The sequence below is a fragment of the Amycolatopsis sp. WQ 127309 genome (assembly GCF_023023025.1).
In the GTDB taxonomy this organism is placed as follows: domain Bacteria; phylum Actinomycetota; class Actinomycetes; order Mycobacteriales; family Pseudonocardiaceae; genus Amycolatopsis.
Genome location: NZ_CP095481.1, coordinates 4,410,195 through 4,436,449, shown reverse-complemented (window position 1 = coordinate 4,436,449; position 26,255 = coordinate 4,410,195). Strand labels below are relative to the sequence as shown.

The following is a 26,255-nucleotide window of genomic DNA, read 5'->3' as shown; positions in this document are numbered from 1 at the left end:
GGTTCCGCTGCGGGCGGAAGCGGCTAGAAGACCGGCAGCAGGACGCCGTGCTCGGACTCCGGGCGCGGGCCGAAGATGCGGCGGTCGGTCTCGGCGATCGGGACGTCGTTGATGCTCGCCTCGCGGCGGCGCATCAGGCCTTCGTCGCTGAACTCCCACAGCTCGTTGCCGTAGCTGCGGAACCACTCGCCGGCCGCGGTGCGGGACTCGTACTGGAAGCGGACGCCGATGCGGTTGCCACGAAAGCCCCACAGCTCCTTGCGCAGCGCGTAGTCCAGCTCGCGTTCCCACTTCGCCGTCAGGAACTCGACGATCCGCGCGCGGCCGACGACGTGCTGGTCGCGATTGCGCCACACCGAATCCTCGGTGTAGGCCAGCGAGACCCGCTCGGGGTCGCGGGTGTTCCAGGCGTCCTCGGCGGCCTGGACCTTCTGGCGGGCGGTGTCTTCGTCGAACGGCGGGAACGGCGGGCGCGGGGTCATGGACGGCTCCTTCCGAAACCCGGAGAACGGCCGTTCTCCGGATTGCCGCTAGAGTAGAGAACGCTCATTCTCCGCACCAGAGGCAGGTGACATGGATCCCACGGAGGCGACCGGCCGGTTGCTGGAGGCCGCCGAGGAGCTCTTCTACGCCCACGGCGTGCAGGCGGTCGGGATGGACGCCGTCCGCGCACGCTCCGGCGTCTCGCTCAAACGGCTCTACCAGTGCTTCCCGGCCAAGAACGACCTGGTCGAGGCCTACCTCCTGCGACGCGACGAACGCTGGCGGCGGTCGTTGCGCGAATTCGTCCACGCCCGCGGCGACGACCCGCTCGCCGTGTTCGACTGGCTGCACGACTGGTTCCGCGAGCCCGGATTCCGCGGCTGCGCGTTCGTCAACTCCTTCGGCGAGTTCGGCGAACCGGCGCCCGGGATCGCCGCCGCGATCCGCAAGCACAAGGACGAGCTGCGTGCCTACCTGCGTGGTCTCGTCGCCGACCACACCACCGCCGACCAGCTGTTCTCGCTCGTGGAGGGCGCGACCGTGCTCGCCGCGATCACCGGTGACCCGGGCGAGGCGAGCACGGCCGGTGCGGCCGCGAAGGTCCTCCTGGCCGCTCACGGGTAGGGCGTCAGCCGGGCGGCGAGCTTCGGGCGACGACGCCCGACGACGGCGGGAACACGCTGCGGCAGACCGGGCGCGCGCGGTGAATTGACGTCGTAAACGGCACGACCGGACCGTTCACTCGTGGCAGTAGCTGAGCTGCTCGTCCCCATCCGCGCCACGCCCGTACGGGGTGAGGTCGAACAGGTTCCACACCGGCTCGATCGTCCCGACGTGGCGCGGGTCCTGGCCCGGTTCGGCCGGCTCGTACAGCAGCTCCGAACCCCAGAAGTGCCGGATCCCGTCGTCGTCGCGGCGGAAGACGTTGAGCATCGGGCGCGGACTGCCGTCGGCGGCTTCGCCGTGGTGGTCGCGGCGTCAGCTGCGCGCTTTCCCCCGACGCCGGACCGGGCCGGTCGTCGTCGGGGTCGCGCGGGAACATGTCGTGATAGACGACCAGGGTGTCGTAGCCAGGCGAGAACAGGTCCGACAACCGCACTTCGCCGTTGTCGCCCTGGAGGACATAGTCCTCGGGCACCAGACCGCGGCGTGGCAGGTCGCGGCGTTGGACAGCCACCGCCTCCAGTTCGCGCCGCAGCGCGGCTTCCCGTCGAGCAGGCGATCACGCGCGGCGCGGTACCCGGGCGCGACTCGCCCGGGAAGCTCAGGCTCATGTCCGGGAAACGTACGCACGAAACTGGTCCGACGGCGGGGAGCCACCGCCGTCGGACCAGTTCCGGACCACACCATCCCGAGAAGGGTGTGGTGCCGGCCGTCCCTCGTCAGGTAGGGACGGCCGGAGCTCGAAGCACTCTCGACCGCCGAGAGCGCATCAAGCACTGCCCTGCTACCGGGCGTCCGTGAGGTACCGCGCGTAGGCACCGGTGGTGAGGAAGCTCGGCAGTTTCTCGCCGAGCGCGGTCTCGGTGAAGATCTGGTACGCGTCGCCGAGGCGGTGGCCGTCGCCGAGTTCCGCGCGCACCGACGCCAGCTCGTCGTCCAGGAACTCGACCGCCAGCTCGCGGGTCAGCGCGGTGCCGTCCTCGAGCTTCGTGCCGTTGCGGATCCACTGCCAGACCTGGCAACGCGCGATCTCCGCGGTGGCCGCGTCCTCCATCAGGTTGTGGATCGCCGCCGCGCCGGTGCCGCGCAGCCACGCGTCGACGTAGCGCAGCGCGACGTTGATGTTCGCGCGGACACCCGCTTCGGTGACCTCGCCGCCGGCGCTCGCGACGTCGAGCAGGTCTTCGGCGGTGACGTCGACGTCCTCGCGGAGCTTGCCGAGCTGGTTCGGCCAGCCGCCGAGCACACCGTCGAACACCTCGCGGCAGACCGGGACCAGGCCGGGGTGCGCGACCCAGGAGCCGTCGAAACCGTCGCCGGCCTCGCGTTCCTTGTCGGCGCGGACCTTCTCCAGCGCGGTCGCGGTGACCTCGGGGTCCTTGCTCGGGATGAACGCGGCCATGCCGCCGATGGCGTGCGCGCCGCGCTTGTGGCAGGTCCGCACCAGCAGCTCGGTGTAGGCCCGCATGAACGGCACGGTCATGGTGACCTGCGCGCGGTCCGGCAGCACGAAGTCGGCGCCGTGCGCGGCGAAGTTCTTGATCATGCTGAAGATGTAGTCCCAGCGCCCGGCGTTCAGGCCCGCCGCGTGCTCGCGCAGTTCGTAGAGGATCTCGTCCATCTCGAACGCGGCGGTGATCGTCTCGATCAGCACCGTGGCGCGGATCGTGCCGCGCGGGATGCCGAGCTCGCGCTGCGCCAGCAGGAAGACGTCGTTCCACAGCCGCGCTTCGTGGTGGTTCTCGAGCTTCGGCAGGTAGAAGTACGGGCCGACGCCGCGGGCCACCAGCTGGCGGGCGTTGTGGAAGAAGAACAGGCCGAAGTCGACCAGGCTCGCCGACACCGGACGGCCGTCGATGCGGATGTGCTTCTCCACCAGGTGCCAGCCGCGGGGGCGGGCGACGATCGTCGCCGGGTCGTCCCCGATCGTGTAGCGCTTGCCCGCCGACGTGCTCTTTCCCGCGGAGGCGGCGTTGGACACAGCCTCGGTGGTGAAGTCGATGTTGCGGCGGATAGCGTCGAAGAGGTTGAGCTGGCCGTCGATCACGTTGTGCCACGTCGGCGACGTCGCGTCCTCGAAGTCCGCCAGCCAGACCTTCGCGCCGGAGTTCAGCGCGTTGACCGTCATCTTGCGGTCGGTCGGGCCGGTGATCTCGACGCGGCGGTCTTCCAGGCCCGGTGCGGTCGGCGCCACGTTCCACGACTCGTCGTCGCGGATCCGGCGGGTCTCGGGCAGGAAGCCGAGCGGCTTCTCCCCCGACTGCAGCTCCTCGCGGCGCACGCGGCGGGCGTCGAGCAGCTCGCGCCGGCGGCCGGCGAACGTGTTGTCGAGCTTGGCCAGGAAGTCGAGTGCCGCCGGGGTGAGGATCTCGGCGAACCGGCCCTCGACCGGACCGGTGACCTCGATGCGGTAGTTCAGTCGATCAACCATGGGGTGCCTCCGCGAGCAGAGCTGTGCAGGGAAGGGAAGTGGGGTCGCGGGCCGGCGACGCAGGGGGTCGCCGCCGGCCCGCGAAGAGCGTCAGAACTGGGCTTCCTCCGTGGAACCCTTCAGCGCCGTGGTGGAGCTGGTCGGGTTCAACGCGGTCGCGACCTGGTCGAAGAAACCGGTGCCGACCTCGCGCTGGTGCTTCGTGGCGGTGTAACCACGGGCCTCCGACGCGAACTCGCGCTCCTGCAGGTCGACGTAGGCGGTCATGCCCTCGCGGGCGTAACCGTGCGCCAGGTCGAACATCGAGTAGTTCAGGGCGTGGAAGCCGGCCAGCGTAATGAACTGGAACTTGTAGCCCATGTGGCCGAGCTCGCGCTGGAACTTCGCGATCGTGGCGTCGTCCAGGTGCTTCTTCCAGTTGAACGACGGCGAGCAGTTGTAGGCCAGCATCTGGTCCGGGAACTTCGCCTTGATCGCCTCGGCGTACTTGCGCGCCACCTCGAGGTCCGGCTTCGAGGTCTCCATCCAGAGCAGGTCGGCGTACTGGGCGTAGGCCAGGCCGCGCTCGATGCAGGGGTCGATGCCGTTGGTGACCTCGTAGAAGCCCTCGGCGGTGCGGCCGCCGGTGAGGAACTGCTGGTCACGCTCGTCGACGTCGCTGGTCAGCAGCGTCGCGGCCTGCGCGTCGGTGCGGGCGACCACGAGGGTCGGCACGTCGAGGACGTCGGCCGCGAGACGCGCGGCGTTCAGCGTGCGCTCGTGCTGCTTGGTCGGGATCAGCACCTTGCCGCCGAGGTGGCCGCACTTCTTCTCGGACGCGAGCTGGTCTTCCCAGTGCACACCCGCGGCGCCGGCGGCGATCATGCCCTTCATCAGCTCGAACGCGTTGAGCGGGCCACCGAAGCCCGCTTCCGCGTCGGCGACGATCGGGGCGTACCAGTCGATGTCGGTGTTGCCTTCCGCCCAGTTGATCTGGTCGGCGCGGCCCAGCGCGTTGTTGATCCGGCGGACCACGGCCGGCACGGAGTTGGCCGGGTAGAGGCTCTGGTCGGGGTAGGTCTGGCCGGCCAGGTTGGCGTCGGCGGCGACCTGCCAGCCGGACAGGTAGATCGCCTGCAGGCCGGCGCGGACTTGCTGGACGGCCTGGTTGCCGGTGAGCGCGCCCAGCGCGTGGATGTAGTCCTCGGTGTGCAGGAGGTCCCACAGCTTCTCCGCACCGCGGCGGGCGAGGGTGTGCTCTTCGACGACGCTGCCGCGCAGCTTGACGACGTCCTCGGCCGAGTAGGAGCGCTGCACGCCCGCCCAGCGGGGGTCGTTCGCCCACTTCGCGGTCAGCTCCGCGGCCGCCTGCTTGGCCTGTTCGGTCATCGGACTCTCCCGGTGTTGCGAAGTTTGCGATTGCTCGCCTTGCTTGGCCTGAACACTGCACGCCAGGGGAAATCCGATCCAGTCGTCCAATTTGCCAATTTGTGCGAAGGATACGTACGCTCCTTGCAAAGGTTGCGAATCGCTGGTTCGCAACGGCCACGAAAATCCGCGTTCTTGACCGTTCACGTAACCGTTCAGGACCGGAAACCTTCCGGAAAGGCGGGCTCGGATGGAGAAGACTTTCGCCGGAGCGCGGCTGCGGCACCTCCGCGAAAGCCGGGCGATGAGCCAGGCCGACCTCGCCCGTGTGCTGGAGATCTCACCGAGCTACCTCAACCAGATCGAGCACAACTCGCGCCCGCTGACCGTGCCCGTCCTGATGCGGATCACGCAGGCGTTCGGCGTGGACACCGAGTTCTTCGCCAACAACGACACGTCCCGGCTGGTGGCCGACGTCAAGGAGGCGCTGCTCGACGAGTCGCTCGGCGTCGACGTCACGACGAGCGAGCTCAACGAGCTGGCGACGAACCTGCCGGCGATCGCGCAAGCCCTGGTCAAGCTGCACCGCAGCTACCGCAACGCCGTCGAGAACACCGCCGCGCTGACCACCGAAAACGGCCTGGGCCTGCACGGCAGCGCGGCGTCGGCGCTGCCGCACGAAGAGGTGCGCGACTTCTTCTACGAGCGCGAGAACTACGTCGCCGAGCTGGACGAACGCGCCGAGAAGATGGCGGCCGACATCCCGCTGCAGCGTGGCCAGGTGCTCAGCGCGTTGAAGGACTGCCTTTCCCAGCGCTACGGCGTCGAAGTGACCAGCGACGGCATCGACGAAGCCGCGGGTCAGCAGCACCGCTACGAGCCGCTCAGCCGGACGTTGCGCCTCGCGCCGAGCTTGCGCGTCGGGCAGCAGGCGTTCCGGATGGCTTCGCAGATCGCCCTGCTCGAGTACGACGACCTGATCACCGAGCTGGCCGACTCGTGGGCGTTTTCCGGCCCCGCCGCGCGCTCCCTGGCCCGCGTCGGCCTGGCGAACTACTTCGCGGGGGCGCTGATTCTCCCGTATGGACCGTTCCTGGCCGCGGCCGAGCGGTTCCGCTACGACATCGAGCGGCTGTGCGACCACTACGGCGTCGGCTTCGAGACCGTCTGCCACCGGCTGTCCACCCTGCAGCGGCCCAAGCACCGCGCGGTGCCGTTCTCCTTCGTGCGCGTCGACCGGGCCGGGAACATGTCGAAGCGGCAGTCCGCGGCCGGTTTCCACTTCTCCCGCGTCGGCGGTGCCTGTCCACTGTGGAACATCTACGAGGCGTTCACCCAGCCGGGCAAGATCCTCACCCAGATCGCGACGCTGCCCGACGGCAAGAGCTACTTCTGGATCGCGCGGACGATTTCGCGCAACATCGGCGGCTACGGCAGCCCGGGAAAGACGTTCACGGTCGGCCTGGGCTGCGAACTGCGGCACGCGGGACGGCTGATCTATTCGACGGGCCTGGACCTGGACGAACCCGCGGCCGCCACCCCGATCGGCATGGGCTGCAAAGTCTGCGAACGCCCGGCCTGCTCGCAGCGCGCGTTCCCGACGATCGGCAAGCAGCTCACGGTCGACGAGAACACCAGTACGTTCGTCCCGTACCCGGCCGTGCCGAAGGGGTAGGGCACCCGGTCGGGTTTCGCGCGCGAGTCGTACATTCAACCAGGTGCACGACATCGACACGGTGACCGCGGCGACCATCGAGAACGCCGCCGCGCGGCTGGCCGGGGTGGTGACCCGCACGCCGCTGGAGCCGAGCGCGCGGCTGTCGTCCCGGGTGGACGCCCAGGTCTGGGTGAAGCGCGAGGACCTGCAGACCGTCCGGTCGTACAAGATCCGCGGCGCCTACAACTTCATCGTCCAGCTGGACGACGTCACGCGCGCGCTCGGCGTCGTCTGCGCCAGCGCCGGCAACCACGCCCAAGGCGTCGCGTACGCGTGCCGCCGGCTCGGCGCGAACGGGCGCGTGTACGTCCCGGGGACCACGCCGCGGCAGAAGCGCGAACGCATCGCGACGCTCGGCGGCGCGCACATCGAGGTCATCGTCGTCGGCGAAACGTACGAAGACGCCTTCGCGGCCGCCACCGAGGACGCCGAGCGCACCGGCGCGACGCTGGTGCCGGCGTTCGACGACGTCCGGACCGTCGCCGGCCAGGGCACGGTGGCGCTGGAGGTGATCGAGCAGCTCGGCTTCGTGCCCGACGTCGTGGTCGTCCCGGTCGGCGGCGGCGGGCTGCTCGCCGGCGTCGGCAGCTTCCTGCGGGAACGGCACCCCGGCGTCCGGGTCGTCGGCGTCGAACCGGCGGGCGCGGCCTGCATGGCCGCGGCGCTCGACGCCGGGCACCCGGTGCGGCTGCCCGAGCTCGACACGTTCGTCGACGGCGCCGCGGTGCGCGTCGCCGGCAGCGTCACCTACCCGCTGATCCGCGAGAGCGGCGCCGAGCTGACGTCGGTCGCCGAGGGCGCGATCTGCACCGAGATGCTGGCGATGTACCAGTCGGACGGCATCATCGCCGAGCCGGCGGGCGCGCTCGCCGCGGCCTCGCTCGGTTCGGTCGTCGACGTCGAGCCCGGCCAGACGGTCGTGGTCGTGGTCTCCGGCGGCAACAACGACGTCAGCCGCTACAGCGAGATCCTCGAGCGCTCACTGATGCACGAACAGCTGAAGCACTACTTCCTGGTCGGGTTCCCGCAGGAGCCGGGCGCGCTGCGGCGGTTCCTGGAGCAGGTCCTCGGGCCCGAGGACGACATCACCCGCTTCGAGTACGTCAAGCGCACCAACCGCGAGCTGGGGCCGGCGCTGGTCGGCATCGAGATCCCGCGCTCGGCCGACCTGCCCGGACTGCTGGCCCGGATGGACGCGAGCCCGCTGCAGGTGGAGCGGATCGAGCCGGGTAGCCCCCTCTTCCACTTCCTGCTGTGAGCGCTGTGGTCCACTAGACGGATGGTTGTGAAGGTCGACGGAGTCCGCAGTATCGAAGCGTTGCGCGAAAAGGTCCACGAGGGTGCGGAGCCCGAGTACCTGCTGTTCTACGGCCACGCGCCGTCCAAGACGGGGCGCGCGACGGCGAGCTGCCTGAGCCAGTGGTGGGTGGACCCGTTCGAGGCCGGCGGCGTGCGGTACCCGTCCGCCGAGCACTACATGATGGCGGGCAAGGCCGAGCTGTTCGGCGACCACGAGAAGGCCGAGCTGATCCGCCAGGCGCCCGACCCGAAGACGGCGAAGGTGCTCGGCCGCGAGGTCGCCGGGTACGACAACGAGACGTGGGAGCGGCACCGCTACGACATCGTCGTCGACGGCAACCTGGCCAAGTTCGGCGCGCACCGCGACCTGCGCCGCTTCCTCCTCGGCACCGGCGAGGCCGTGCTCGTCGAGGCGTCGAAGAAGGACCTCGTGTGGGGCAGCGGGCTCGCCCGCGAGGAGAAGAACTCGGACAAGCCGGACTACTGGCGCGGGCTGAACCTGCTCGGCTTCGCGCTGATGGAGGTCCGCGAGCAGCTGCGCAACCGCTGACCTGCTGTTGGGGCGCCGGGTCGGCGCACATGCGCCTCGGCTTCGAGGGTCGGCTTCGCGGGTCGTGCTGCGGGGGTGGTCGGCCGATGACCACCGCCGAACGGCCAGGGGTTTCGAGGATGGGCTCGCGGGCTTCTGGCGTTGGCCGACGACGGACCACGGTCGCGGCGGTCGAGGTGCGGGCGATTCACGACCACAGCTAAGTCTCTGCCGCGGCTGGTTTCCGGCCACGGCTAGTTCTGGCCGTCTGGCCCACACGCCCCTGGTCGATCCGCGACGACGGCGGCCTTCAGATGCGGTCGGTTTGCGTCCATGCTGGCCGCTCGGCTGTCGCCGGATCCGGACCACGCTCCGGGCCGGGGTCGGTCCGGACCGGTCCCGGCGCCGGTCGATCCGTGACCACCCACGCCCCGGAGCCGTGGTCACAGGCTCGACCACGGGGTGAATCCGCAGGTCAGGCCAGGCCGACGAACATCGTCCGGTGCAGGTCTCCCACGTGGTCGCGGGTTATCCGGGTCGCCGCGTCCCGGTTGCCCGAGGACAGGGCCTTCACCAGCTTCGCGTGCTCGTGGTTCGACTCGCGCAGCTTCTGCAACGGGTACGGCAGGTAGAACCGGTACAACTCCGTGAGCACCGCCTCGTACTGGCGGACCGCTGCCGGAGGGCCCGGTGCGGCGACCGTCAGGTGAAACTCGGCGTCCAGTTCGTGGAACTCCGCCCAGCCCGTCGCCGTGTCCATCCGGGCGACCAACGCCCGGAGGCGCTCGATGTCCGGGCGGCGTCTGGCCACCAGCTGGACCAAACCGCACTCCAGGACCAGGCGGTGGTCGATCAGCTCGCGGACCTCCGCGGCCGACTCGCGGTAGGCGCCGACCTCGCGGACTCGCTCCGCCGGTGGGTGCTCGGCGACCAGGGTGCCGCCGCCGCGGCCTCGGCGTCGCTCGATCAGGCCGTCTTCGGCCAGGCACTCCAGCGCCCGGCGCACGGTGATCTCGGCGACGCCCAGAGCCTGGGCGATGTCGCCGTTCGGCGGCAAGCGCTCCCCCGGTTTCAGCAGGCCCAGCTCGATGGCGAGGGCGATCCGGGCGCGGACCGTGTCCAGCGCCGACAGCCGCCGGATGCCGGTCAGGGCGGGGGCGTCCAGGTCTGCCGTGGCCATGAACCCGACGGTACCGCACAAATTGCTCATCTTGAGCACTCTTGTTTAAGTGTTCAAGGTGGACTATTTTCCGTCCATGCCGCGACCACTCCCGATCGCTCTGGTGCAAGCGCCGCCCCGGCCCGGCTCGGCCGGGTTCGCGGGCGAGGTCGAAGCCGTCCTGGGCCGGTTTCCGGACACGCGCCTGGCCGCCTTCCCCGAGCTGCACCTCTGCGGCGTCGAGGGTGCGGGCGACGAACGCACCGCGCAGCTGCGGGCCGCCGCCGAACCGCTGCACGGACCCCGGACGAAGGAGCTGGCGGAACTGGCCGGCGACCTGGGAATCTGGCTCGCTCCGGGCACCGTTTGCGAAGAAGGCGACCACGGCGAGCTGTTCAACACCGCCCTGGTCTTCTCGCCGCAGGGCGAGCTGGCCGGCTGGTACCGGAAGGTCTTCCCGTGGCGGCCGCACGAGCCGTACGACCCCGGCACGGAGTTCGTCGTCGCCGATCTGGCCGACGCCGGGCGCGTGGGCTTCTCGATCTGCTACGACGCGTGGTTCCCCGAAGTGACCCGCCACCTCGCCTGGATGGGCGCCGAGGTGGTGCTCAACCCCGTCCAGACCACGACCCCCGACCGCGCGCAGGAACTGGTCCTGGCGCGGGCGAACGCGATCGTCAACCAGGTGTTCGTCGCCAGCGTGAACACGGCCGGGCCGCTCGGCATGGGCGACAGCCTGCTCGTCGGGCCGGAGGGTGACGTCCTCGGCGCGCTGCCCGCACCCGGCGAAGGCGTCCTCGCGCACACGATCGACCTCGACGAGGTGGCGCGCGTCCGACGGGACGGCACCGCGGGCACCAACCGGATGTGGGAGCAGTTCACCCCGGCCGACGCGCCGCTGCCCCTGCCGCTCTACCAGGGCCGGATCGACCCGGACCGCTGGCGTCCACGAGAAGGAGACGACCGATGACCTCCACGGCCGCGGCCCCGGCCGCCCTGCAGCGCCGGCTCGGCCTGCCAGGCGTCGTCCTGTTCGGGCTCGCCTACATGGCGCCGCTGATCGTGCTCGGCACGTTCGGCATCGTCGCGACGACGACCGAGGGCACCGTGCCCTCGGCGTACCTGCTCGCCCTGGTCGCGATGCTGTTCACCGCGGCCAGCTACGGGAAGATGGCCGCCACCCACCCCGTCGCCGGCTCGGCCTACACCTACGTCCGGAAAGCGGTCGACGCGCGCGCCGGGTTCCTCGTCGGCTGGGCGGTGCTGCTCGACTACTTCTTCCTGCCGATGGTGATCTGGCTGATCGGCGGCGCCTACCTCTCCGCCGAGTTCCCCAGCGTGCCCAAGTGGATCTGGTTGATCACTTTTATCCTGCTGACGACGATCCTCAACGTGCTCGGCATCAAGATCGCCGAGAAGGCGAACTTCGTGCTGATGGCGTTCCAGATCCTGGTGATCGGCTTCTTCGTCGTGCTTTCGATCAAGCAGGTGCTGCACGTCGGGGACGCGCTGGCGAGCTCGCAGCCGTTCTTCCACCCGGGTGCCACGCTGGGCACGATCTCCGGTGGCGCCGCGCTCGCGACGTACTCCTTCCTGGGCTTCGACGCGGTGACGACGTTGACCGAGGAGACGATCGAGCCGCGCAAGACGATCCCCCGCGCCATCCTGCTCACCGCGCTGATCGGCGGCGGCATCTTCATCGTGCTGGCCTACTTCACCCAGCTCGCCCACCCGGGCAGCGCGTTCACCGACGAGTCGTCCGCCGCGTTCGAGATCGCGACGACGATCGGCGGCAACCTCTTCGCGTCGTTCTTCCTCGCCGGCCTGGTCGTCGCGCAGTTCGCGTCCGGGATCGCCGCGCAGGCGAGCGCGTCGCGGCTGATGTACGCGATGGGCCGCGACGGCGTGCTGCCGCGCGTGTTCGGCAAGCTCCAGCCGAAGTTCGCGACGCCGGTGTTCGGCATCGTCCTGACCGGGATCGTCGGGCTGGTCGCGCTGGCCCTGGACGTCAGCACGTCGACGTCGTTCATCAACTTCGGCGCGTTCACGGCGTTCACGTTCGTCAACGTCAGCGTGATCGCGACCTGGCTGCGCGACCGGTCCGGGAAACGGGTGCTGACCTGGGTGGTCTTCCCGGTGATCGGCGCCGTGGTCGATCTGTGGCTGCTGGTCAACCTGGACGGCATCGCGCTGATCTTCGGCTTGGTCTGGCTGGCGATCGGCATCGTCGTCCTGGCGGCGATCACCCGCGGCTTCCGCCGGCCGCCGCCGGAGATGACCTTCGAGGAGTAGTCAGCCGCCCGGGCATTCGGTGCCGCCGCCGCTGCGCTCGACGCAGTGGCGCGGCCCCGGCGGCGCGGGCGGGGCGTGGCGGACGTGCTCGGCCCAGTTCATCCCGGCGACCGCGACGGCCACGAGGAGGCAGCTCCCGAAGAACCACGTCCACCCTCGGCGGCGCCCGAGAGCCGCCACGACGACGCCGATCAGCGGCAGCCCGGCGCCGAGCCAGGCCGCCCAGGTCAGGTAGCCGTCGCCCTCGTGCGTGCTCGTGCCGAACACCGGGAAGCTCGCCACGAACCCCTGCAAGACCAGGAACGGGACGACGAGCAGCAGCCCCACGGCACACAGCGCCAGCACGACCGAGGACCAGAGCGTACGGACTTCCCCCACCCGGTCAGTATGGCCGGATCGACGACGGCAGACCTGAGTGGTTCTACTGCTCGCCGAGGGTTTTCTGCAGGGCCTTGTTCGCCTTGCGGGCCATGTCGGCGACCGCTTCGCGGCGTGCGGTGTCGGCGGCGTAGTCGTCTTCGCGGTTGCGCACGACGCGGGCCGGCATGCCGACCGCGATCGAGTAGTCCGGGATGTCGCCGCGGACGACCGCGTGGGCGCCGAGCACACACCCGCGGCCGATGCGGGTGCCCTTCAGGACGCTGACCTTGGTGCCGAGCCAGGTGTCCGGGCCGATGCGGACCGGCGTCTTCACGATGCCCTGGTCCTTGATCGGCACGTGGATGTCCGAAATGACGTGGTCGAAGTCACAGATGTACACCCAGTCGGCGACCAGGGTGGCCGCGCCGAGCTCGATGTCGAGGTAGCAGTTGATGACGTTCTGGCGGCCGAACACGGACTTGTCGCCGATCCGCAGCGAACCCTCGTGGCAGCGGATGGCGTTGCCGTCGCCGATGTGGACCCAGCGGCCGATCTCCAGCCGGCCGTAGCCGGGGCGGCAGTGGATCTCGACGTCCTTCCCGAGGAACAGCATCCCGCGCAGGATGATGTGCGGGTTGGCGAGCCGGAACTTGAGCAGCCGGTAGTACCGGACCAGGTACCAGGGTGTGTACGCGTGGTTGCGCAGGACCCAGCGCAGCGAGTCGGCGGTCAGGAACTTCGCCTGCCGCGGGTCGCGGCGGGCCTGCCGCCAGGCCCGCACCCGCGAAAGAGCGGGCGCACCCCACATCGACGTCATGCCGGTGACCGTAACCTGTGTGCGGGACGGGTTCACAGGCAAGGGGAGCTGGATGGGCACGAAGCTGATCATCGACACCGACCCGGGCGTCGACGACGCGCTGGCGATCGCGCTGGCCGCGGTCTCGCCGGACGTCGACCTCCTGGGCGTGACGACCGTGTTCGGCAACGTGCCCCTGGACAAGACCACGGCGAACGCGCGCCGGCTGCTGGAGCTGTTCGGCCGCACCGACGTGCCGGTCGCGGCCGGCGCCGCCCGCCCGCTGGTGTACTCGAAGCCGCGTGACGCGAAAGAGGTCCACGGCGGCGACGGCCTGTCCGGCCACGCGGACACCCTGCCCGAGGCGACCCGGCCGCTCGACGAGCGGGACGCCGTCAGTCTCATCCTCGCGCTGCTCGAGGCGGCCGACGAGCCGGTGACCATCGCGCCGATCGGGCCGTTGACGAACATCGCCGCGCTGCTGGCCGCCCACCCGGGCGCGCGGGAGAAGATCGCGCGGCTGGTGGTCATGGGCGGTGGGGTCACTTTCGGCAACAGCACCGCGGCGGCCGAGTTCAACATCTGGAGCGACCCCGAGGCGGCCCGGCGGGTGCTGGTCGAGGACGACGTCCCGGTGGTGCTGGTGCCGCTGGACCTCACGCACCGGTGCGCCGTCGACGCCGAGTGGCTGGCGAAGCTCGCCGCGTCCGGGCCGATCGGCGCGACGCTGGAGGGGCTCACCTCGACCTACCGCCGGCACTACACGCGGATCTTCGGCGAGGACCGGATGGTCATGCACGACGCCGTCGCGGTCGCCGAGGCGATCTCGCCCGGGATCCTGCACACCGAGACCCACCGCGTCGACGTCGACTGCGGGCTGGGCCCGGCGCGCGGCCAGACCCTGGTCGACCGGCGACGGCTCGGCGAAGAGGATCCGCAGTTCTCCCCCGGCCGGCTGATCGAGGTCGCGATGGACACCGACCTCGACGGCCTGCGCGGTTTCGTGCTGGACCGGCTGACCGGAGCCGCGCGGTGAGCGAAGAGCCCGTGGTCGTCCCGGAGAACACACCGCCGCCGCGCCGACGCCGCGCCGGGATCGTGGTGGCCGCGGTCGTCGTGATCGCGGCCGCGCTCGTGGTCGCGATCCAGTTCGCGCCGAAGCAGGAGACGGCCGAGAACGCCGCCGCGACGGCCGCGCCGATGCCGTCGGTGGTCCCGACGGTGGTCCCGAAAGCGACCACGCCGCCGCCGACGCAGCCGAAGCTGCCGCAGGCGAGCGAGTTCGACGAGTGGGCGTCGAAGACCAGCCAGTGGCTCGACATCCCGCTGCGCGCGATGACCGGCTACGCGCAGGCCACGGTGACGCTGACCAAGGAGATCCCGGGCTGCCACCTGTCGTGGGTGACGCTGGCGGCGGTCGGGAAGGTCACCTCCGACCACGGCCGCGCGCAGGGCGGGCAGCTGGGTGCCGCCGGCGTGCTGAGCAAGCCGCTCGGCACGGTCGAGGTGCGCGACTTCTACAACAAGGTCGTCTCGACGGCGAACGCCGCCGGGCCGATGCAGCTGTCCCCGGCGATCTGGGGGAAGTACAAGACGAGCGCGTCGGGCGGCACCCCGGACGTGCAGAACATCGACGACGCGGCGCTGTCCACCGGCCGCGCGCTGTGCGCCGACGGCCACGACCTCTCCCAGGGGCAGACCTGGTGGGACTCGGTGAGCGCGCTGCAGTCGGCGCCGCTGTTCCTGCACCGGACGCTCGCGACGGTCAACGTCTACGGCACGGTCGGCCAGGGCTCGGCGGCGCCGAACGCGGCGGTGCTGAGCGCGGTCAACTTCGCCATCGACAAGATCGGCCTCCCCTACATCTGGGGAGGCAACGGCACCGGCGGCGGCGACCCGGGCTTCGACTGCTCGGGCCTGACGACGGCGGCGTACGCGAGCGCAGGCGTCAAGCTGATGCGCACGGCGGACACGCAGTACCGCAGCGTGGCGCACGTGACCGAGCCGCAGCTGGGCGACCTGATCTTCTACGGCGAGCCGACGACGAAGATCCACCACGTCGGTCTCTACATCGGCAACCAGCAGATGATCGACGCGCCGCAGACCGGGCAGGCCGTGCAGGTCCACACGTACCGCAAGGACGGCGACGACTACGCGGGAGCGGGCCGCCCGACCGCCTGAGCCGTGATGCGCGGGCCGGGCGACTCACCATCGCCGAACGAACCGCGCCGCGCGCCGCCGAATGCGATACGCGGCGCGGCTCACGTGCTGGAGTGGACGCCGACCGTCGTTCGCCGAACCGCGCCGGGCGCCGTCGGATGCGTGGGCCTGAGCCGAACGAACCGCGCCGCGCGTCGCTGGGTGTGACGCGCGGCGCGGCTCATGCGGCTACTGACGCCCCTGGCTCGCGACGTCGAGGAGCATCTTCGCGGCCACCGTCGCCCCGTCGTCGCGGATCGTGCCCGCCACCGCCTGGGCCTGGGTCCGCATCTCGGGTGTCAGGGCCGTGGTGAACGCGGCCGACAGTGACTCGGCCGTCGGGGTCGGGCCCTCGTGCGCTACTCCGATGCCCAGCCCGGCCACCCGCTCCGCCCAGTACGGCTGGTCCGCGATCCGGGGTACCACCACCTGGGGCGCGCCCGCCCGGGCGGCCGTGGTCGTGGTGCCCGCGCCGCCGTGGTGGACGACCGCGGCCACCCTGCGGAACAGCGCCTGCTGGTTGACCTCGCCGATGACGAAGCAGTCCTCGGCGTCGTCGATCGCGGTCAGGCCGGCCCAGCCGCGGCCCAGGACCACCCGGCGGCCCTGTGCGCGGGCCGCTTCGGTCGCTTCGCGGGCGATGCCCTCCGGGGCGTACGCGGCCATGCTGCCGAAGCCCACGTACACCGGCGGTTCGCCGGCGTCCAGGAATGCCTCCAGGTCCGCCGGCAGCGGCCGGTCGTCGGGCAGGATCCACGCGCCCGACTGCACGAGGTCGAGGTTCGTCATGCCCTCGGACGGGCACAGCGCCGGGTCCGCCGCCAGCCACGGCCGGTCGGTGAACACGTGGTCGCGGACGTTGTCCACCGGCGGCAGGCCGATCGCCGCCCGCCGGCTGTTCAGCTCCGGGCCGTACAGCGCGTTCACCCGCTCGGCGTCCTGCGCCCACCGCACCTCGAGGTCGGTCTCCTCCTCGGGCGACGGCGTGCCCGGCCGCATCCCCGGCGCGAACTGCCGCGACGGCAGCCCGAAGATGTGGAAACACGCGTACACGTACGGAATTCCCCGCTTTTCGGCCACGTCCCGGGCGCCGGCCGGCAACAGGCCGGTCGCCAGCAGCACGTCACATTCCCCGGCCACCGCGCCGAGCGTTTCGAACCGCGCGGCGACCAGCGCGGGAGCGAGCTTGAACGCGTCCGCCCCGGTCGGCGGTTCCGGGTTGGCGACCACCGAACGCACCGTCGGTCCGAGCGGCACCAACGGGACCCCGGCCCGGTCCAGCAGCGCCACGAAATCGTCGTCCGGCGGCGCCGCGACCAGCGCCTCCGCCCCCAGTTCCCGCAACGCCACCGCGAGCCCGACCAGCGGTTCGACGTCCCCGCGCGATCCCCACGTCGTCAGCAAAACACGCACTGCAGAATCCCCATTTCCCCTGTTCACGATCTACGGCGGGCCATTCTGCGGCATCACCCCGGCCTTGCCGCAAGCCCCGGGGTCGGCTATAAATTGAAGGGGGCGAGGAAATACTTCTTTTCGGGTACGCGATTTCCGTTCAGCCGAGATGGTCGTTCGCGCCGCTCACCCAGTCGATGTAGCGCTCCGCAGACCGGCACACCGCGCCCTTCGCGTCGCCGAGCACCGTCCCGCCCAGCAGGCCGTACAGCCGATCGAACTCGTACGGCTCGAGCCGGTTGACGATCCGCCGCACCAGCCCCGCGGAGAGCGGGATCTTGTTCGGGTAGCTGCGCATGAACGTCACCCACCCCGCGTCCACGACGGGCACGATCGTGTCGCCGGTCAGCAGCACGCCGCCGGTGTCGTTGCCGACGTGGGCCACGGCGGCGCCGGGGAAGTGGCCGCCCGCCTCGACGAGCGTCACGCCGGGCAGGACCCGCTCGGTGCCCGACCACTCCCGCAGCACCGGGTCCTCGCGCCGCACCCACCGCCGGTCGGCGGCGTGCACCAGCACCGGGACGCGCCCGAGGCGGTGGCTCCAGCTGACCTGCGAGCCGTACATGTGCGGGTGGCTCGCCACGATCACCGCGGCCCCGCCCAGCTCCTCGATCTTCGCGACCAGCGCCGGGTCGAGGTGGTTGGGCGGGTCCCACAGCAGGTTGCCTTCGGATGTCTGCGCCAGGTGCGTCCACTGGCCGATGCCGAACGGCGGTTCGCGGTTGAACCGGTGCAGGCCCGGTTCCAGTTCGTGGTGCACGACTTCGCGGCTGTCGGCCGCGAGTTTCTCCAGCGTGGTCCACACCTGACCGGAAGCGGGCACCCATTGCCGTTCGTCCGCGCAGATCGCGCACGCGCCGGCCGGGGGTTGTTCGGTGTCGGGGTGCTCGACCCCGCAGGTTCCGCAGATCCAGATCGTCATGGCGCCAGTCTTGAAGCTCCAGCAAGGTCGAGGTCAAGGAAAGAAGCCAGCAGGGGCACCAGGACGTCCGGGCGGTCCAGCGGGACGATGTGCCCGCAGTCCTCGACGAGGTGCGCCGTGAGGTCGTCGGCGATCGGCCGCAACTGGTTCGCGAGGGTGTCGCCGACCGGATGGGCACCGATCGCCAGCGTCGGCACTGTGAGACGACCGGCTTCCGCGATTTGCGCGGCACTCGTGGGCATGGCGCGGTAGTGCTCGAACGCGCACCGCAGGGATTCGCGCCCGGTGTACGCGGCGACGAAGTGCTCGCGGATTTCCGGTGCTACCCCACGGCCGCGCGTACCGGCGTCGAGGAACCAGCCGATGTAGTCCGCTTCGTGGCCGGCCAGGACCGTCTCGGCGAGGCCGGGCACGGCGTGGAAGCCGAACCACCACGGCGGGCCACCGGCGAGGAAGGCTTCGGCGCCGGGCAGCCGGCCCAGCAGCGACTCCATCAGGACGAGCCGCCGGACGCGCTCGGGGCGTCGCCGCGCGAGCAGGAACGCCGGCGGGGAGCCCGCGTCGATGCCGACGACCGCAGCCGTCGGCTCGCCCAGCGCGTCGAGGAGGGCTTCGGCGTCCAGGGCGAGGTTTCCGGCGTCGTAACCGCCGTCGGCGCGCGTGGTCGCGCCGAGTCCACGCAGGTCCGGCGCGAGGACGCGGTGGTCGCGAGCCAGGTGCGGGATGACCGCCGACCAGAGCCGCCAGGTGTGCGGGAAGCCGTGCAGCAGCAGGACCGCGGGCCCTTCCCCGGCGTCGGCGACGTTGATCTCGATGCCGTTCGCTTCGACCCGATACTCGCGCACGCTGTCTCCTCGGCAGTTACCATTGGTTACCACCAAACGGTAGGTAACAGCATCCGAAGCGCCAAGAAGGCACTTTCACGACAGGTGGTGAGCTCCAGGTGACCTCCTCCGGCCGAGGCGACCTCTTCGACCCGAAGTGCCCGACGCGCCGGCTGCTGGACCGGATCGGCACGAAGTGGACGTCGATGGCGGTCAAGGTGCTGGCCGAGGCCGAGCCGGGTGAAGTGCGGTTCGCCGAGCTGCAACGGCGGATGCCGGGCGTCTCGCAGAAGATGCTGTCGGTGACCCTGCAGAGCCTGACGCGCGACGGCCTGGTCGCGCGCCGAGTGGAGGCAACCGTCCCGCCGAAGGTGCACTACCGGCTGACGGACCTCGGCCGGTCGCTCGAAGTGCCGCTCGCCGCGCTGCGGGACTGGGCGGAGGAGAACATGGTGGCCGTCGACCGGGCGCGGGACCTCGACCCGGGATAACGCACGACATTCACCCTTGCCCCTGACATCGATGTCAGGTTTTACCGTAGCTCGCATGACCGACATCCACGGAACGCACGACGCCCGCTTCGACGACGTCCGCGCCGCGCTCGAGAAGAACGTCGGCTCCGGTGACGAGCTGGGCGCGTCCCTCGTCGTCGACCTCGACGGCGACGTCGTCGTCGACCTCTGGGGCGGCTTCCGCGACCAGGCGCGCACGCTGACCTGGGACGAGCACACCATCACCAACGTGTGGTCGACGACGAAGACCGTGACCAGCCTGGCCGCGCTGATGCTCGTCGACCGCGGCGACCTCGACGTCCACGCACCGGTCGCGCGGTACTGGCCGGAGTTCGCGGCCAACGGCAAGGAGGACGTCGAGGTCCGGCACCTGCTGTCGCACACCTCCGGCGTCTCGGGCCTGGAGCAGCCCGCGGCGGTCGAGGACCTCTACGACCTGGAGACGTCGACCGCCCGGATGGCCGCACAGGCGCCGTGGTGGACGCCCGGGACGGCTTCGGGCTACCACGCGGCGAACTTCGGGCACCTGGTCGGCGAGGTCGTCCGGCGGGTGAGCGGGAAGCCGCTGAAGGCGTTCGTCGCCGAGGAGATCGCCGGGCCGCTGGGTGCCGACTTCCGGATCGGGGCCGCCGAGGCGGACTGGGGCCGGATCGCGGACGTCGTCCCGCCGCCGCCCGCGGAGTTCGACCTCGTCGCGCTGGGCCCGGACAGCGTGATCGTCAAGACGCTGACCGGGCCGGTCATCGACGCGAACGTCGCGAACACGCCGGCGTGGCGCCGCGCGGAACTGGGCGCGGTGAACGGGCACGGCAACGCGCGGTCGGTCGCGCGGATGCTGTCGGCGCTGGCCCGCGGCGGCACGGTCGACGGCGTCCGCCTGCTCGGCCCGGACACGATCGACGTGATCTTCGAGGAGCAGGCCAACGGCGTCGACCTCGGGCTCGGCGTCCCGTTGCGCTGGGGCATCGGTTACGGGCTGCCGCTGCGGGAGGCGGTGCCGTGGATCCCGGACGGCCGCATCTGCTTCTGGGGCGGCTGGGGCGGTTCGATGATCATCATGGACCTCGACCGGCGGCTGACGATCTCGTACATGATGAACCGGATGGGCCCGGGCATCATCGGTTCCGACCGCAGCGGCACGTACGTCCAGGCGGTTTACGACGCCCTGGGATGATCCCGGCATGGACTCCGGGACGACCACGCAGCTGATCACCGTGGGCGCGACGCTCGGCGGGGTGGTGCTGACCCTGCTGACCACGACGTTCGTGGAGGGTCGCAAGCTGAAGGCGACCCAGCGGACCGAAGCGCTGAAGCGCGCGGCGGACCGCGCCACCTGGCTGCGTGACGAGCGCGTCAAGGCGTACGCCGGCCTCTCGACGGCGAGCGAGGAGGCGTTCCAGCTGATCCGGGCGGAGTTCCCGGGGCTGCTGAAGGACCGGGACGTGATCGAGGACAGGTGGCGCGAACGCCGCGGCGAGCTTCGCAAGGCCTACAACCAGGTGGAACTGTTCGGGACCGACGAACCACGCCGGCGCGGCAAGGAACTGTGGAAGGCCGCCCGCGGTGGCGTGAACGCCGTCCTCGCCGAACTGGACGCCGGGGAACCGTTGGTGCGCAAGGAAAGTCTCGACCGGGTGCTGACCGGGATCAGCGAAGCGGGCGAACGGTTCCTCGAGGCGTGCCGCGCCGACGTCCAGGGCACGGCCGAGGAGCACTGAGCCTTCGTCAGGCTGGGCCGGCGAGGCCGATCAGGTTGCCTTCCGGGTCGGTGAAGTGGGCGACCACCAGGTCGCGGCCCGGCGCGCGGTCCGGGCCCATGCGGCGCGTGCCGCCCAGGCGTTCGGCCTGCGCCAGCGCCGCCGCGACGTCCGGGACGCCCACGTAGAACACGGTCTGCCGCGCGAAGGACGCGCCGCCGCCGACGCCGCCCGGGATGCCGTCCGTATCCACGAAGCCGTAGTCGCCCGGCTCCGACACCTGGTCCGACACCGGGCCCGACGTGTCGAACTCCCAGCCGAACAGCTCGCCGTAGTACCCGCGCAGCCGGGCCGGGTCGGTGCCGATGATCTCGAAGTGCACGACCGGAGAGGCCATGACCGGTTCCTTCCGTTCGACGTCAGGAGCCTCACCGTAGGCCACGGTAGTTGTTAAAAACAACCTCGGGGTTGTAAATTGACATCATGCCGACCAGTCGCAGCTACGGAGACGCGTGCGCCACCGCCCGCGCGCTCGACGTCGTCGGGGAGCGGTGGGCGCTGCTCGTCGTGCGTGAGCTGCTCCTGGGGCCGCAACGGTTTTCCGACGTCCGCCGCGCGCTGCCGGGCGCCAGTTCCAACCTGGTCACCGACCGGCTCCGCGAGCTTGAAGGCCGGGGCGTCGTGACCCGCCGGACGCTGCCGCCGCCCGCCGGTTCGACCGTCTACGAGCTGACCGCGTGGGGCCGGGAGCTGGAGCCGATCGTGCTCGCGCTGGGCGCGTGGGCCGCGCAAGTCCCGCTCCCCCCGGATGCGACGCTCGGCGCGACGTCGGTGCTGCTGTTCCTCCGCGGCTCCGCGCGTCCGCGCGGGAAGGCCTGCTACCGCGTCGAACTGGACAGTCGCGTGTGGACGGTCCGCACCGAACCCGGGCGGCTGACCGTCGAGCCGGGTGAACCGGCCGGTCCGGACGCCGTCGTCCGGACCGACCCGCGCACCCTCAACGCGCTGCTCGAAAAGCCCGGTGGCCTCGACGCCGCGCTCGCCGACGGCCGCGTCACGATCGAGGGTGACCGGAAAGCCGTCCGCCGGCTGCTGCGCGAGCACGAAGCCTGAGCGGTCAGCCGAAATCGGCGGCGTGGTCCGCGGCCCATTCGGCGAAGCCACGCGCCGGGCGGCCGGTCACCGCCTGGACCGTCTCCGTCGTCGGCTGGGGCCGGTCGACCAGCGCCGCCAGCCGCCGGATCCGCGCTTCGACGACGTCCGCCGAGCCGACCGCGCCCAGCCCCCGGGCTTCGAACGCTGCCGTCAGCTCACGGCGGTAGTCGTCGAGGTCCTGGACTTCGACGCGCACCGGACGGCCGGCGGCGAGCCCGATCAGCTCGGCCTGGCGCCGCACGGTCAGCGACTCGGGCCCGGTCAGCGTGTACCCGGCGCCGAGGTGCCCGGACGCCGTCAGCGCGCACGCGGCGACGGCGGCGATGTCCGCCTCGTGGATCAGCGCCGAGTGCGAGCCGGGGAACGGGTCGCGCACCAGGCCGGCCGTCCGGATCGGCTCGGTCCACAGCAGCCGGTTGGCCGCGAACCCGCCCGGACGCAGGAACGTCCACGGGACTCCCGCGTCGCGCACCGCCTGCTCGGCCTCGCCGTGGGCGCGGGTGATGGCGTCGTCCGACGCCGGGTCGGCGCCCGCCGCGGACAGCAGGACCACCTGCGCCAGGCCGCCCGCGCGGGAGAGGAACCCGCCGAGCCCGGCCGTCCCGGCGTAGAGGAACACCTTCGTGACGCCGTTCAACGCCGCGTCCCAGCTCTCGGGCCGGGCCAGGTCCGCCGCGACCACCTCGACGCTGTCGGGCAACCGGGCGCGGCTCGGGTCGCGGCCGGCCGCGCGGACGTCCTGCCCCGCGTCGAGCAGCTGTCCCACCAGCGCGCGGGCGACGTTCCCGCGGGCTCCGGTCACCAGAATCGTCATGCGTCCAGGCTCGTCCCGATCCGGGCGACCGGGGTAGGCCCGCCGGTACCACCCCGGGCCGGGGTGATGATGGCACGGTGGACAGCGTGGAACTGAGCGGTTTCCTGCGCAGCCGCCGGGCGCGGCTGCAGCCGGGCGACGTCGGGCTCGTGCCCGGCCCGCGACGCCAGACGCCGGGGTTGCGGCGCACGGAAGTCGCGCTGCTGGCCGGGATCTCCGTCGACTACTACGTGCGGCTCGAGCAGGGCCGCGGGCCGCGGCCCTCGGAGCAGGTCCTCGCCGCGCTCGGGCGGGCGCTGCGGCTGACCGGCGACGAGCACGCCTACCTGCGGCGGCTGGCCCACCCGGCGCCGGTGATCCCGCCGCGCGCGGTGCCCGCCAACGTCCTGCGGCTGCTCGACCGCCTCGACGACGTGCCCGCGATGGTGATCGACGCCGGGTTCGACATGGTCGCCTGGAACCGGATGCTCGTCGCGCTGATCGGCGACCCGGCCGGCTGGCCGCCGCGGCGTCGCAACCGGCTGCGCCGGCTGTTCGACACCGGCGACACGATCACCGGCAACCGGCTGGACCTGGCCCGGCTGTGCGTCGCGGACCTGCGCGCGGGCGGCCGGTACCCGGCCGATCCGGCGGTCCGGTCACTCGTGGACGAGCTGCGGACAACGAGCCCGGAGTTCGCCCGGCTGTGGGCCGAGCGGGAGGTCGCGGTGCAGCGGACGCTGACCAAGCGGACCGTCCACCCGGTGGCCGGCGCACTGGAACTCGACTGCGAGATCCTCGCGGTCCCGGGCCACGAGCACCGGCTGCTCGTCTACACCGCGGCGCCGGGCACTCCGTCGGCCGAAGGGCTGCGGCGGCTGGCTTCCCGCAGCGACGGCGCCAGCGCGAAGATCCCGAGCGTCACCACGACCGCCGACGACAACGCCCAGTGCAGCCCGACCCGCGTCGCCAGCGCGCCGACCAGGACCGGCTCGACCAGGAACCCCAGGTAACCGCAGGCGGCGACGGCGGCCACCGCCTGCCCCGGCTTGTCCGCCTGCTTGCGGCTCGCCACGCTCCACGCGATCGGCACGATCCCGGCCACACCGAGCCCGACCACCGCGAATCCCAGGATCACCGCCACCGGCCACGGCGCGAGCAGGACCACGGCGAACCCCAGCACCGCGACCACCGTCGCCGCGCGCGCGAACCGCACCGCGCCCGTCCGGGCCACGACCCGGTCGGCGACGAGGCGGATCGCGATCATCGTCGTCGAGAAGGCGAAGTAGCCCAGAGACGCCAGTGCGGGCGTCGCGCCGGTGACGTCGGCGAGGTACACCGCGCTCCAGCTGTTGACCGCTCCCTCGGCGACGAACCCGCAGAACGCGATCACGCCGAGCGGCACCAGCGCACGGCTCGGCCACGCGAACGCCGCCTCGCCCTGGCCGCGGTCGGCGCCGGCGAGGAACCGCGTGCGGGCGGCCCACAGGGCGAGCGCGAGCAGCACCGCGCCGGCGATCGGGAAGTGCACCGCCACCGGGACGTGCGTGGCCTCCATCAGCGCGTCGACGCCGGAGCCCGCGAGGCCGCCGATGTTCCAGAAGGCGTGGAAGCCGGCGAAGATCGGGCGGCCGTAACCGTCCTCGACGCGCGCCGCGTGCGCGTTCATCGCGACGTCGAGCAGGCTGTTGCCGACGCCGAGCACCACCAGCGCGACGACGAACACGGGCGCGGACCAGGCGAAGGCGACCAGCGGCAGGCCGGCGCACAGCACGACGGCGCCGAGCGCGACGGCCGCGCGGCTGCCGATCCGGGCGAGGAGCGCCCCGGCGCCGAGCAGCGCCAGCACCGACCCGGCGGCCAGCCCGAACAAGCCCGTCGCCAGCTGCCCGGTGCTCAGCCCCAGCTGCGCCTGCACCGCCGGCACCCGCGCCAGCCAGGTCGCGAACGCCGCGCCGCAGACCGCGAACACGACCGAAACCCCCAGCCGGGCGCGCTTCAGCTCCCCCGTCATGCGGCCACCTTAGCTGTCCTCGCAATCTCGGAAACTTGGCTCAAAAACGGTTAAAGTGCGGTGTTCGCTCCGCATTTACGGCTTCTGGAGGTCGGATGCTGTTCCGTGTACTCGCCCTGACGACCGTGCTGCTCGCCGGCACGACGACCGCCGCCGGGGCGTCGACCCGGACGCTCACCGTCGAAGGCGCGGTCACGACTCCGGCGTCCTACACCGCTTCGCAGCTGAAGGCCCTGGGCGAAACGACGTATCCGCGGGTCACCGGCGTCGACCTGACCAAGGTGGTCGCTGCCGCGACGCCGGTTCTGCCGCCGGGGAAGAACACCGCGCTGCGGGTGACGGTGACCGTCACCGGCGCCGCGCACCGCTCGGTCACCTTCGCGCTGGCCGAGCTGGACCCGGCGTTCGGCAACCACCCCGCCGTCCTCACCACCGGCCGCGAGACCGACCTGGTCGTGCCCGGCGACCGGGACCGCAGCCGCCGCGTCGACGACGTCCGGTCGGTGCGGATCGCCGTGTCTAACGCCGTGGCGGCCGAACGGGCGGTGCGGATCACGACCGCGCACCGGTCCGTCACGCTGCCGCCGTCGCTGCTGAAGCTGCTGCCGTCCCGGACCGTGACGGCGACGTTCGCTTCGGGCGCCGGCCAGCAGACGCACACCGAGACCGGGCCGTCGCTGCGGCTGGTCCTGCTGGTCGCGGGCGTGCTGCCGCGGCCGGACACGGCCGTGGTCGCGGTCGGCGACGACGGGTACGGCGCCGCGGTCACGCTCGCCGAGGAGGCCACGGGCGGCCGTCCGCTGCTGCTGTCCACCGCGGAGGACGGCGCCGCGCTCGCGCTGCCGCGGCTCGTCCCGCTCAGCGACGTCAAGGGCGGCCGCTACGTCTCCGGGGTGACGGCGCTCGACGTGCGCTGACGTCAGAGGTGGTGCACCGGCCTGCGCCGCCTTCAGGTGTCCTTGACGTGCTGCCTGACTTGACCGCACCCGTATAGTCGGAACCGACTAATAGGGAGCGACTGAAGACCATGGCAGCCCGCAAGATCCGCAACACCCTGGCGCTCGCCCTGCTGGGCCTGCTGCTGGAACGCCCGATGCACCCGTACGAAATGGCGTCCACGCTGCGCGAACGGCACAAGGACTCCAGCTTCAAGATCAACCCGGGGTCGCTCTACGACACCGTGGAGTCCCTGGCCAAGCACCGCTGGATCGAGCCGGTCGAGACGGTCCGGGAGGGCAACCGGCCGGAGCGGACCGTCTACACGCACACCGAGCTAGGCCGGCAGGAGTTCGTCGCCTGGCTGGACGAGCTCGTGCGCGTGCCCGTCGACGAGTACCCGAAGTTCGTCGCGGCGGTCAGCTACCTCGGCGCGCTCGGGCCCGAGCGCGCCGCCGACGCGCTGGAAGAACGCGCCCGCCACCTCGCCGCCCGCGTCGAAGGCGCGGAGACGGCCTTGGCGGACACGGTCGGCCAGGGCGCGCCGCGGTTGTTCATGATCGAGGTCGAGTACGTCCGGCACGCGTGGCAGGCGGAGCTCGACTGGGCGCGCCGCACGGCCGCCGAAATCCGCAGTGGCTCCCTGCCCTGGCCCGAAACCTTCTGAGGGGAAGA

27 protein-coding genes and 2 pseudogenes are annotated in these 26,255 nt (G+C 71.5%); 15 read left to right on the top strand and 14 right to left on the bottom strand.

What is annotated here, in order from left to right; all coding sequences use genetic code 11:
- Positions 1 to 23: 23 nt before the first annotated feature.
- Positions 24 to 482 (bottom strand): nuclear transport factor 2 family protein, encoded by a 459-nt coding sequence (locus MUY22_RS20975; RefSeq protein WP_247061834.1) that lies wholly within the window; start codon positions 480 to 482, stop codon positions 24 to 26.
- Positions 483 to 573: 91 nt separating this feature from the next.
- On the opposite strand from MUY22_RS20975, the gene MUY22_RS20970 reads away from it, so the two are divergent.
- Positions 574 to 1,107 (top strand): TetR/AcrR family transcriptional regulator, encoded by a 534-nt coding sequence (locus MUY22_RS20970; protein WP_247061833.1) that lies wholly within the window; start codon positions 574 to 576, stop codon positions 1,105 to 1,107.
- A gap of 114 nt (positions 1,108 to 1,221) precedes the next feature.
- On the opposite strand, the gene MUY22_RS20965 is transcribed toward MUY22_RS20970, so the two are convergent.
- The 4 genes and pseudogenes from MUY22_RS20965 to aceA all read right to left on the bottom strand — a co-directional run bounded on the left by MUY22_RS20965 (position 1,222) and on the right by aceA (position 4,945).
- The gene (locus MUY22_RS20965) at positions 1,222 to 1,416 is read right to left on the bottom strand and encodes a DUF899 family protein (protein ID WP_247061832.1); all 195 of its coding nucleotides are present in this window, start codon (positions 1,414 to 1,416) and stop codon (positions 1,222 to 1,224) included.
- Positions 1,417 to 1,507: 91 nt separating this feature from the next.
- Positions 1,508 to 1,681: pseudogene (locus MUY22_RS49760) on the bottom strand (DUF899 family protein); the annotation flags it as partial.
- A gap of 249 nt (positions 1,682 to 1,930) precedes the next feature.
- On the bottom strand, positions 1,931 to 3,577 hold the full coding sequence (gene aceB / locus MUY22_RS20960; protein WP_247061831.1) for a malate synthase A: 1,647 nt from the start codon (positions 3,575 to 3,577) through the stop codon (positions 1,931 to 1,933).
- A 90-nt stretch (positions 3,578 to 3,667) separates the two neighbouring features.
- Complete coding sequence (aceA, locus tag MUY22_RS20955) at positions 3,668 to 4,945, bottom strand: isocitrate lyase (RefSeq protein ID WP_247061830.1); 1,278 nt, start codon at positions 4,943 to 4,945, stop codon at positions 3,668 to 3,670.
- A gap of 229 nt (positions 4,946 to 5,174) precedes the next feature.
- Between aceA and MUY22_RS20950 the strand changes: the two genes are divergently transcribed.
- From MUY22_RS20950 to MUY22_RS20940, 3 genes are read left to right on the top strand one after another with little or no spacing between them, the layout of a single operon-like run.
- Positions 5,175 to 6,599, top strand: coding sequence for a short-chain fatty acyl-CoA regulator family protein (locus MUY22_RS20950; RefSeq protein ID WP_247061829.1), 1,425 nt, complete (start codon positions 5,175 to 5,177; stop codon positions 6,597 to 6,599).
- Positions 6,600 to 6,642: 43 nt separating this feature from the next.
- Positions 6,643 to 7,899, top strand: a complete 1,257-nt coding sequence (ilvA, locus tag MUY22_RS20945) for a threonine ammonia-lyase IlvA (RefSeq protein WP_247061828.1) — start codon at positions 6,643 to 6,645, stop codon at positions 7,897 to 7,899.
- Between the two features lie 21 nt (positions 7,900 to 7,920).
- Complete coding sequence (locus tag MUY22_RS20940; RefSeq protein ID WP_247061826.1) at positions 7,921 to 8,490, top strand: NADAR family protein; 570 nt, start codon at positions 7,921 to 7,923, stop codon at positions 8,488 to 8,490.
- A 454-nt stretch (positions 8,491 to 8,944) separates the two neighbouring features.
- On the opposite strand, the gene MUY22_RS20935 is transcribed toward MUY22_RS20940, so the two are convergent.
- On the bottom strand, positions 8,945 to 9,649 hold the full coding sequence (locus tag MUY22_RS20935; RefSeq protein WP_247061824.1) for a FadR/GntR family transcriptional regulator: 705 nt from the start codon (positions 9,647 to 9,649) through the stop codon (positions 8,945 to 8,947).
- A 76-nt stretch (positions 9,650 to 9,725) separates the two neighbouring features.
- Here MUY22_RS20935 and MUY22_RS20930 point away from each other — a divergent pair, with 76 nt between their 5' ends.
- Both MUY22_RS20930 and MUY22_RS20925 read left to right on the top strand, forming a co-directional pair.
- Positions 9,726 to 10,598 (top strand): carbon-nitrogen hydrolase family protein, encoded by an 873-nt coding sequence (locus tag MUY22_RS20930; RefSeq protein WP_247061823.1) that lies wholly within the window; start codon positions 9,726 to 9,728, stop codon positions 10,596 to 10,598.
- A complete protein-coding gene (locus MUY22_RS20925; RefSeq protein ID WP_247061822.1) occupies positions 10,595 to 11,920 on the top strand; it encodes an APC family permease in 1,326 nt (441 codons plus the stop codon). The genes MUY22_RS20930 and MUY22_RS20925 overlap by 4 nt, the downstream gene beginning before the upstream one ends.
- Here the strand turns inward: MUY22_RS20925 and MUY22_RS20920 are convergent, their stop codons facing one another.
- Both MUY22_RS20920 and MUY22_RS20915 read right to left on the bottom strand, forming a co-directional pair.
- The gene (locus tag MUY22_RS20920) at positions 11,921 to 12,298 is read right to left on the bottom strand and encodes a DUF6234 family protein (RefSeq protein WP_247061821.1); all 378 of its coding nucleotides are present in this window, start codon (positions 12,296 to 12,298) and stop codon (positions 11,921 to 11,923) included.
- Positions 12,299 to 12,341: 43 nt separating this feature from the next.
- Positions 12,342 to 13,097, bottom strand: coding sequence for an acyltransferase (locus MUY22_RS20915; protein ID WP_247061820.1), 756 nt, complete (start codon positions 13,095 to 13,097; stop codon positions 12,342 to 12,344).
- A 52-nt stretch (positions 13,098 to 13,149) separates the two neighbouring features.
- Here MUY22_RS20915 and MUY22_RS20910 point away from each other — a divergent pair, with 52 nt between their 5' ends.
- Positions 13,150 to 14,112 (top strand): nucleoside hydrolase, encoded by a 963-nt coding sequence (locus MUY22_RS20910; RefSeq protein WP_247061819.1) that lies wholly within the window; start codon positions 13,150 to 13,152, stop codon positions 14,110 to 14,112.
- Positions 14,113 to 14,123: 11 nt separating this feature from the next.
- Entirely contained in the window at positions 14,124 to 15,257 is a 1,134-nt protein-coding gene (locus MUY22_RS20905; RefSeq protein ID WP_247064027.1) for a bifunctional lysozyme/C40 family peptidase, read from the top strand.
- Positions 15,258 to 15,464: 207 nt separating this feature from the next.
- Here MUY22_RS20905 and MUY22_RS20900 read toward each other — a convergent pair whose 3' ends face one another.
- From MUY22_RS20900 to MUY22_RS20890, 3 genes are all read right to left on the bottom strand, one after another.
- A complete protein-coding gene (locus MUY22_RS20900) occupies positions 15,465 to 16,688 on the bottom strand; it encodes a glycosyltransferase (RefSeq protein WP_247061818.1) in 1,224 nt (407 codons plus the stop codon).
- A 139-nt stretch (positions 16,689 to 16,827) separates the two neighbouring features.
- Positions 16,828 to 17,649: a hydrolase gene (locus tag MUY22_RS20895; protein ID WP_247061817.1), complete on the bottom strand. Its 822-nt coding sequence runs from the start codon at positions 17,647 to 17,649 to the stop codon at positions 16,828 to 16,830.
- Entirely contained in the window at positions 17,646 to 18,494 is an 849-nt protein-coding gene (locus MUY22_RS20890) for an alpha/beta fold hydrolase (RefSeq protein ID WP_247061816.1), read from the bottom strand. Before MUY22_RS20890 ends, MUY22_RS20895 begins: the two co-directional genes overlap by 4 nt.
- A gap of 98 nt (positions 18,495 to 18,592) precedes the next feature.
- Here MUY22_RS20890 and MUY22_RS20885 point away from each other — a divergent pair, with 98 nt between their 5' ends.
- The 3 genes from MUY22_RS20885 to MUY22_RS20875 are packed head-to-tail and all read left to right on the top strand — an operon-like array spanning position 18,593 to position 20,703.
- Entirely contained in the window at positions 18,593 to 18,964 is a 372-nt protein-coding gene (locus MUY22_RS20885) for a helix-turn-helix domain-containing protein (RefSeq protein WP_247061815.1), read from the top strand.
- A gap of 55 nt (positions 18,965 to 19,019) precedes the next feature.
- The gene (locus MUY22_RS20880) at positions 19,020 to 20,159 is read left to right on the top strand and encodes a serine hydrolase (protein ID WP_247061814.1); all 1,140 of its coding nucleotides are present in this window, start codon (positions 19,020 to 19,022) and stop codon (positions 20,157 to 20,159) included.
- Between the two features lie 7 nt (positions 20,160 to 20,166).
- Positions 20,167 to 20,703, top strand: a complete 537-nt coding sequence (locus MUY22_RS20875) for a hypothetical protein (RefSeq protein ID WP_247061813.1) — start codon at positions 20,167 to 20,169, stop codon at positions 20,701 to 20,703.
- Positions 20,704 to 20,710: 7 nt separating this feature from the next.
- Here the strand turns inward: MUY22_RS20875 and MUY22_RS20870 are convergent, their stop codons facing one another.
- Positions 20,711 to 21,079, bottom strand: coding sequence for a VOC family protein (locus tag MUY22_RS20870; protein WP_247061812.1), 369 nt, complete (start codon positions 21,077 to 21,079; stop codon positions 20,711 to 20,713).
- An 86-nt stretch (positions 21,080 to 21,165) separates the two neighbouring features.
- Here MUY22_RS20870 and MUY22_RS20865 point away from each other — a divergent pair, with 86 nt between their 5' ends.
- A complete protein-coding gene (locus MUY22_RS20865) occupies positions 21,166 to 21,795 on the top strand; it encodes a winged helix-turn-helix transcriptional regulator (protein ID WP_247061811.1) in 630 nt (209 codons plus the stop codon).
- 4 nt (positions 21,796 to 21,799) lie between these two features.
- On the opposite strand, the gene MUY22_RS20860 is transcribed toward MUY22_RS20865, so the two are convergent.
- Positions 21,800 to 22,651, bottom strand: coding sequence for an SDR family oxidoreductase (locus MUY22_RS20860; RefSeq protein ID WP_247061810.1), 852 nt, complete (start codon positions 22,649 to 22,651; stop codon positions 21,800 to 21,802).
- A gap of 77 nt (positions 22,652 to 22,728) precedes the next feature.
- On the opposite strand from MUY22_RS20860, the pseudogene MUY22_RS20855 reads away from it, so the two are divergent.
- Positions 22,729 to 23,451, top strand: a pseudogene (locus MUY22_RS20855) (helix-turn-helix transcriptional regulator); the annotation flags it as partial.
- Between the two features lie 11 nt (positions 23,452 to 23,462).
- Here MUY22_RS20855 and MUY22_RS20850 read toward each other — a convergent pair.
- Positions 23,463 to 24,644 carry an MFS transporter gene (locus tag MUY22_RS20850; RefSeq protein WP_247061808.1) on the bottom strand — a complete coding sequence of 394 codons (1,182 nt, stop codon included), beginning with the start codon at positions 24,642 to 24,644 and terminating at the stop codon, positions 23,463 to 23,465.
- 95 nt (positions 24,645 to 24,739) lie between these two features.
- Between MUY22_RS20850 and MUY22_RS20845 the strand changes: the two genes are divergently transcribed.
- Together MUY22_RS20845 and MUY22_RS20840 are read left to right on the top strand one after the other, a co-directional pair.
- Positions 24,740 to 25,561, top strand: coding sequence for a hypothetical protein (locus MUY22_RS20845; protein WP_247061806.1), 822 nt, complete (start codon positions 24,740 to 24,742; stop codon positions 25,559 to 25,561).
- Positions 25,562 to 25,671: 110 nt separating this feature from the next.
- Positions 25,672 to 26,247 (top strand): PadR family transcriptional regulator, encoded by a 576-nt coding sequence (locus tag MUY22_RS20840; RefSeq protein ID WP_247061804.1) that lies wholly within the window; start codon positions 25,672 to 25,674, stop codon positions 26,245 to 26,247.
- Positions 26,248 to 26,255 lie beyond the last annotated feature (8 nt).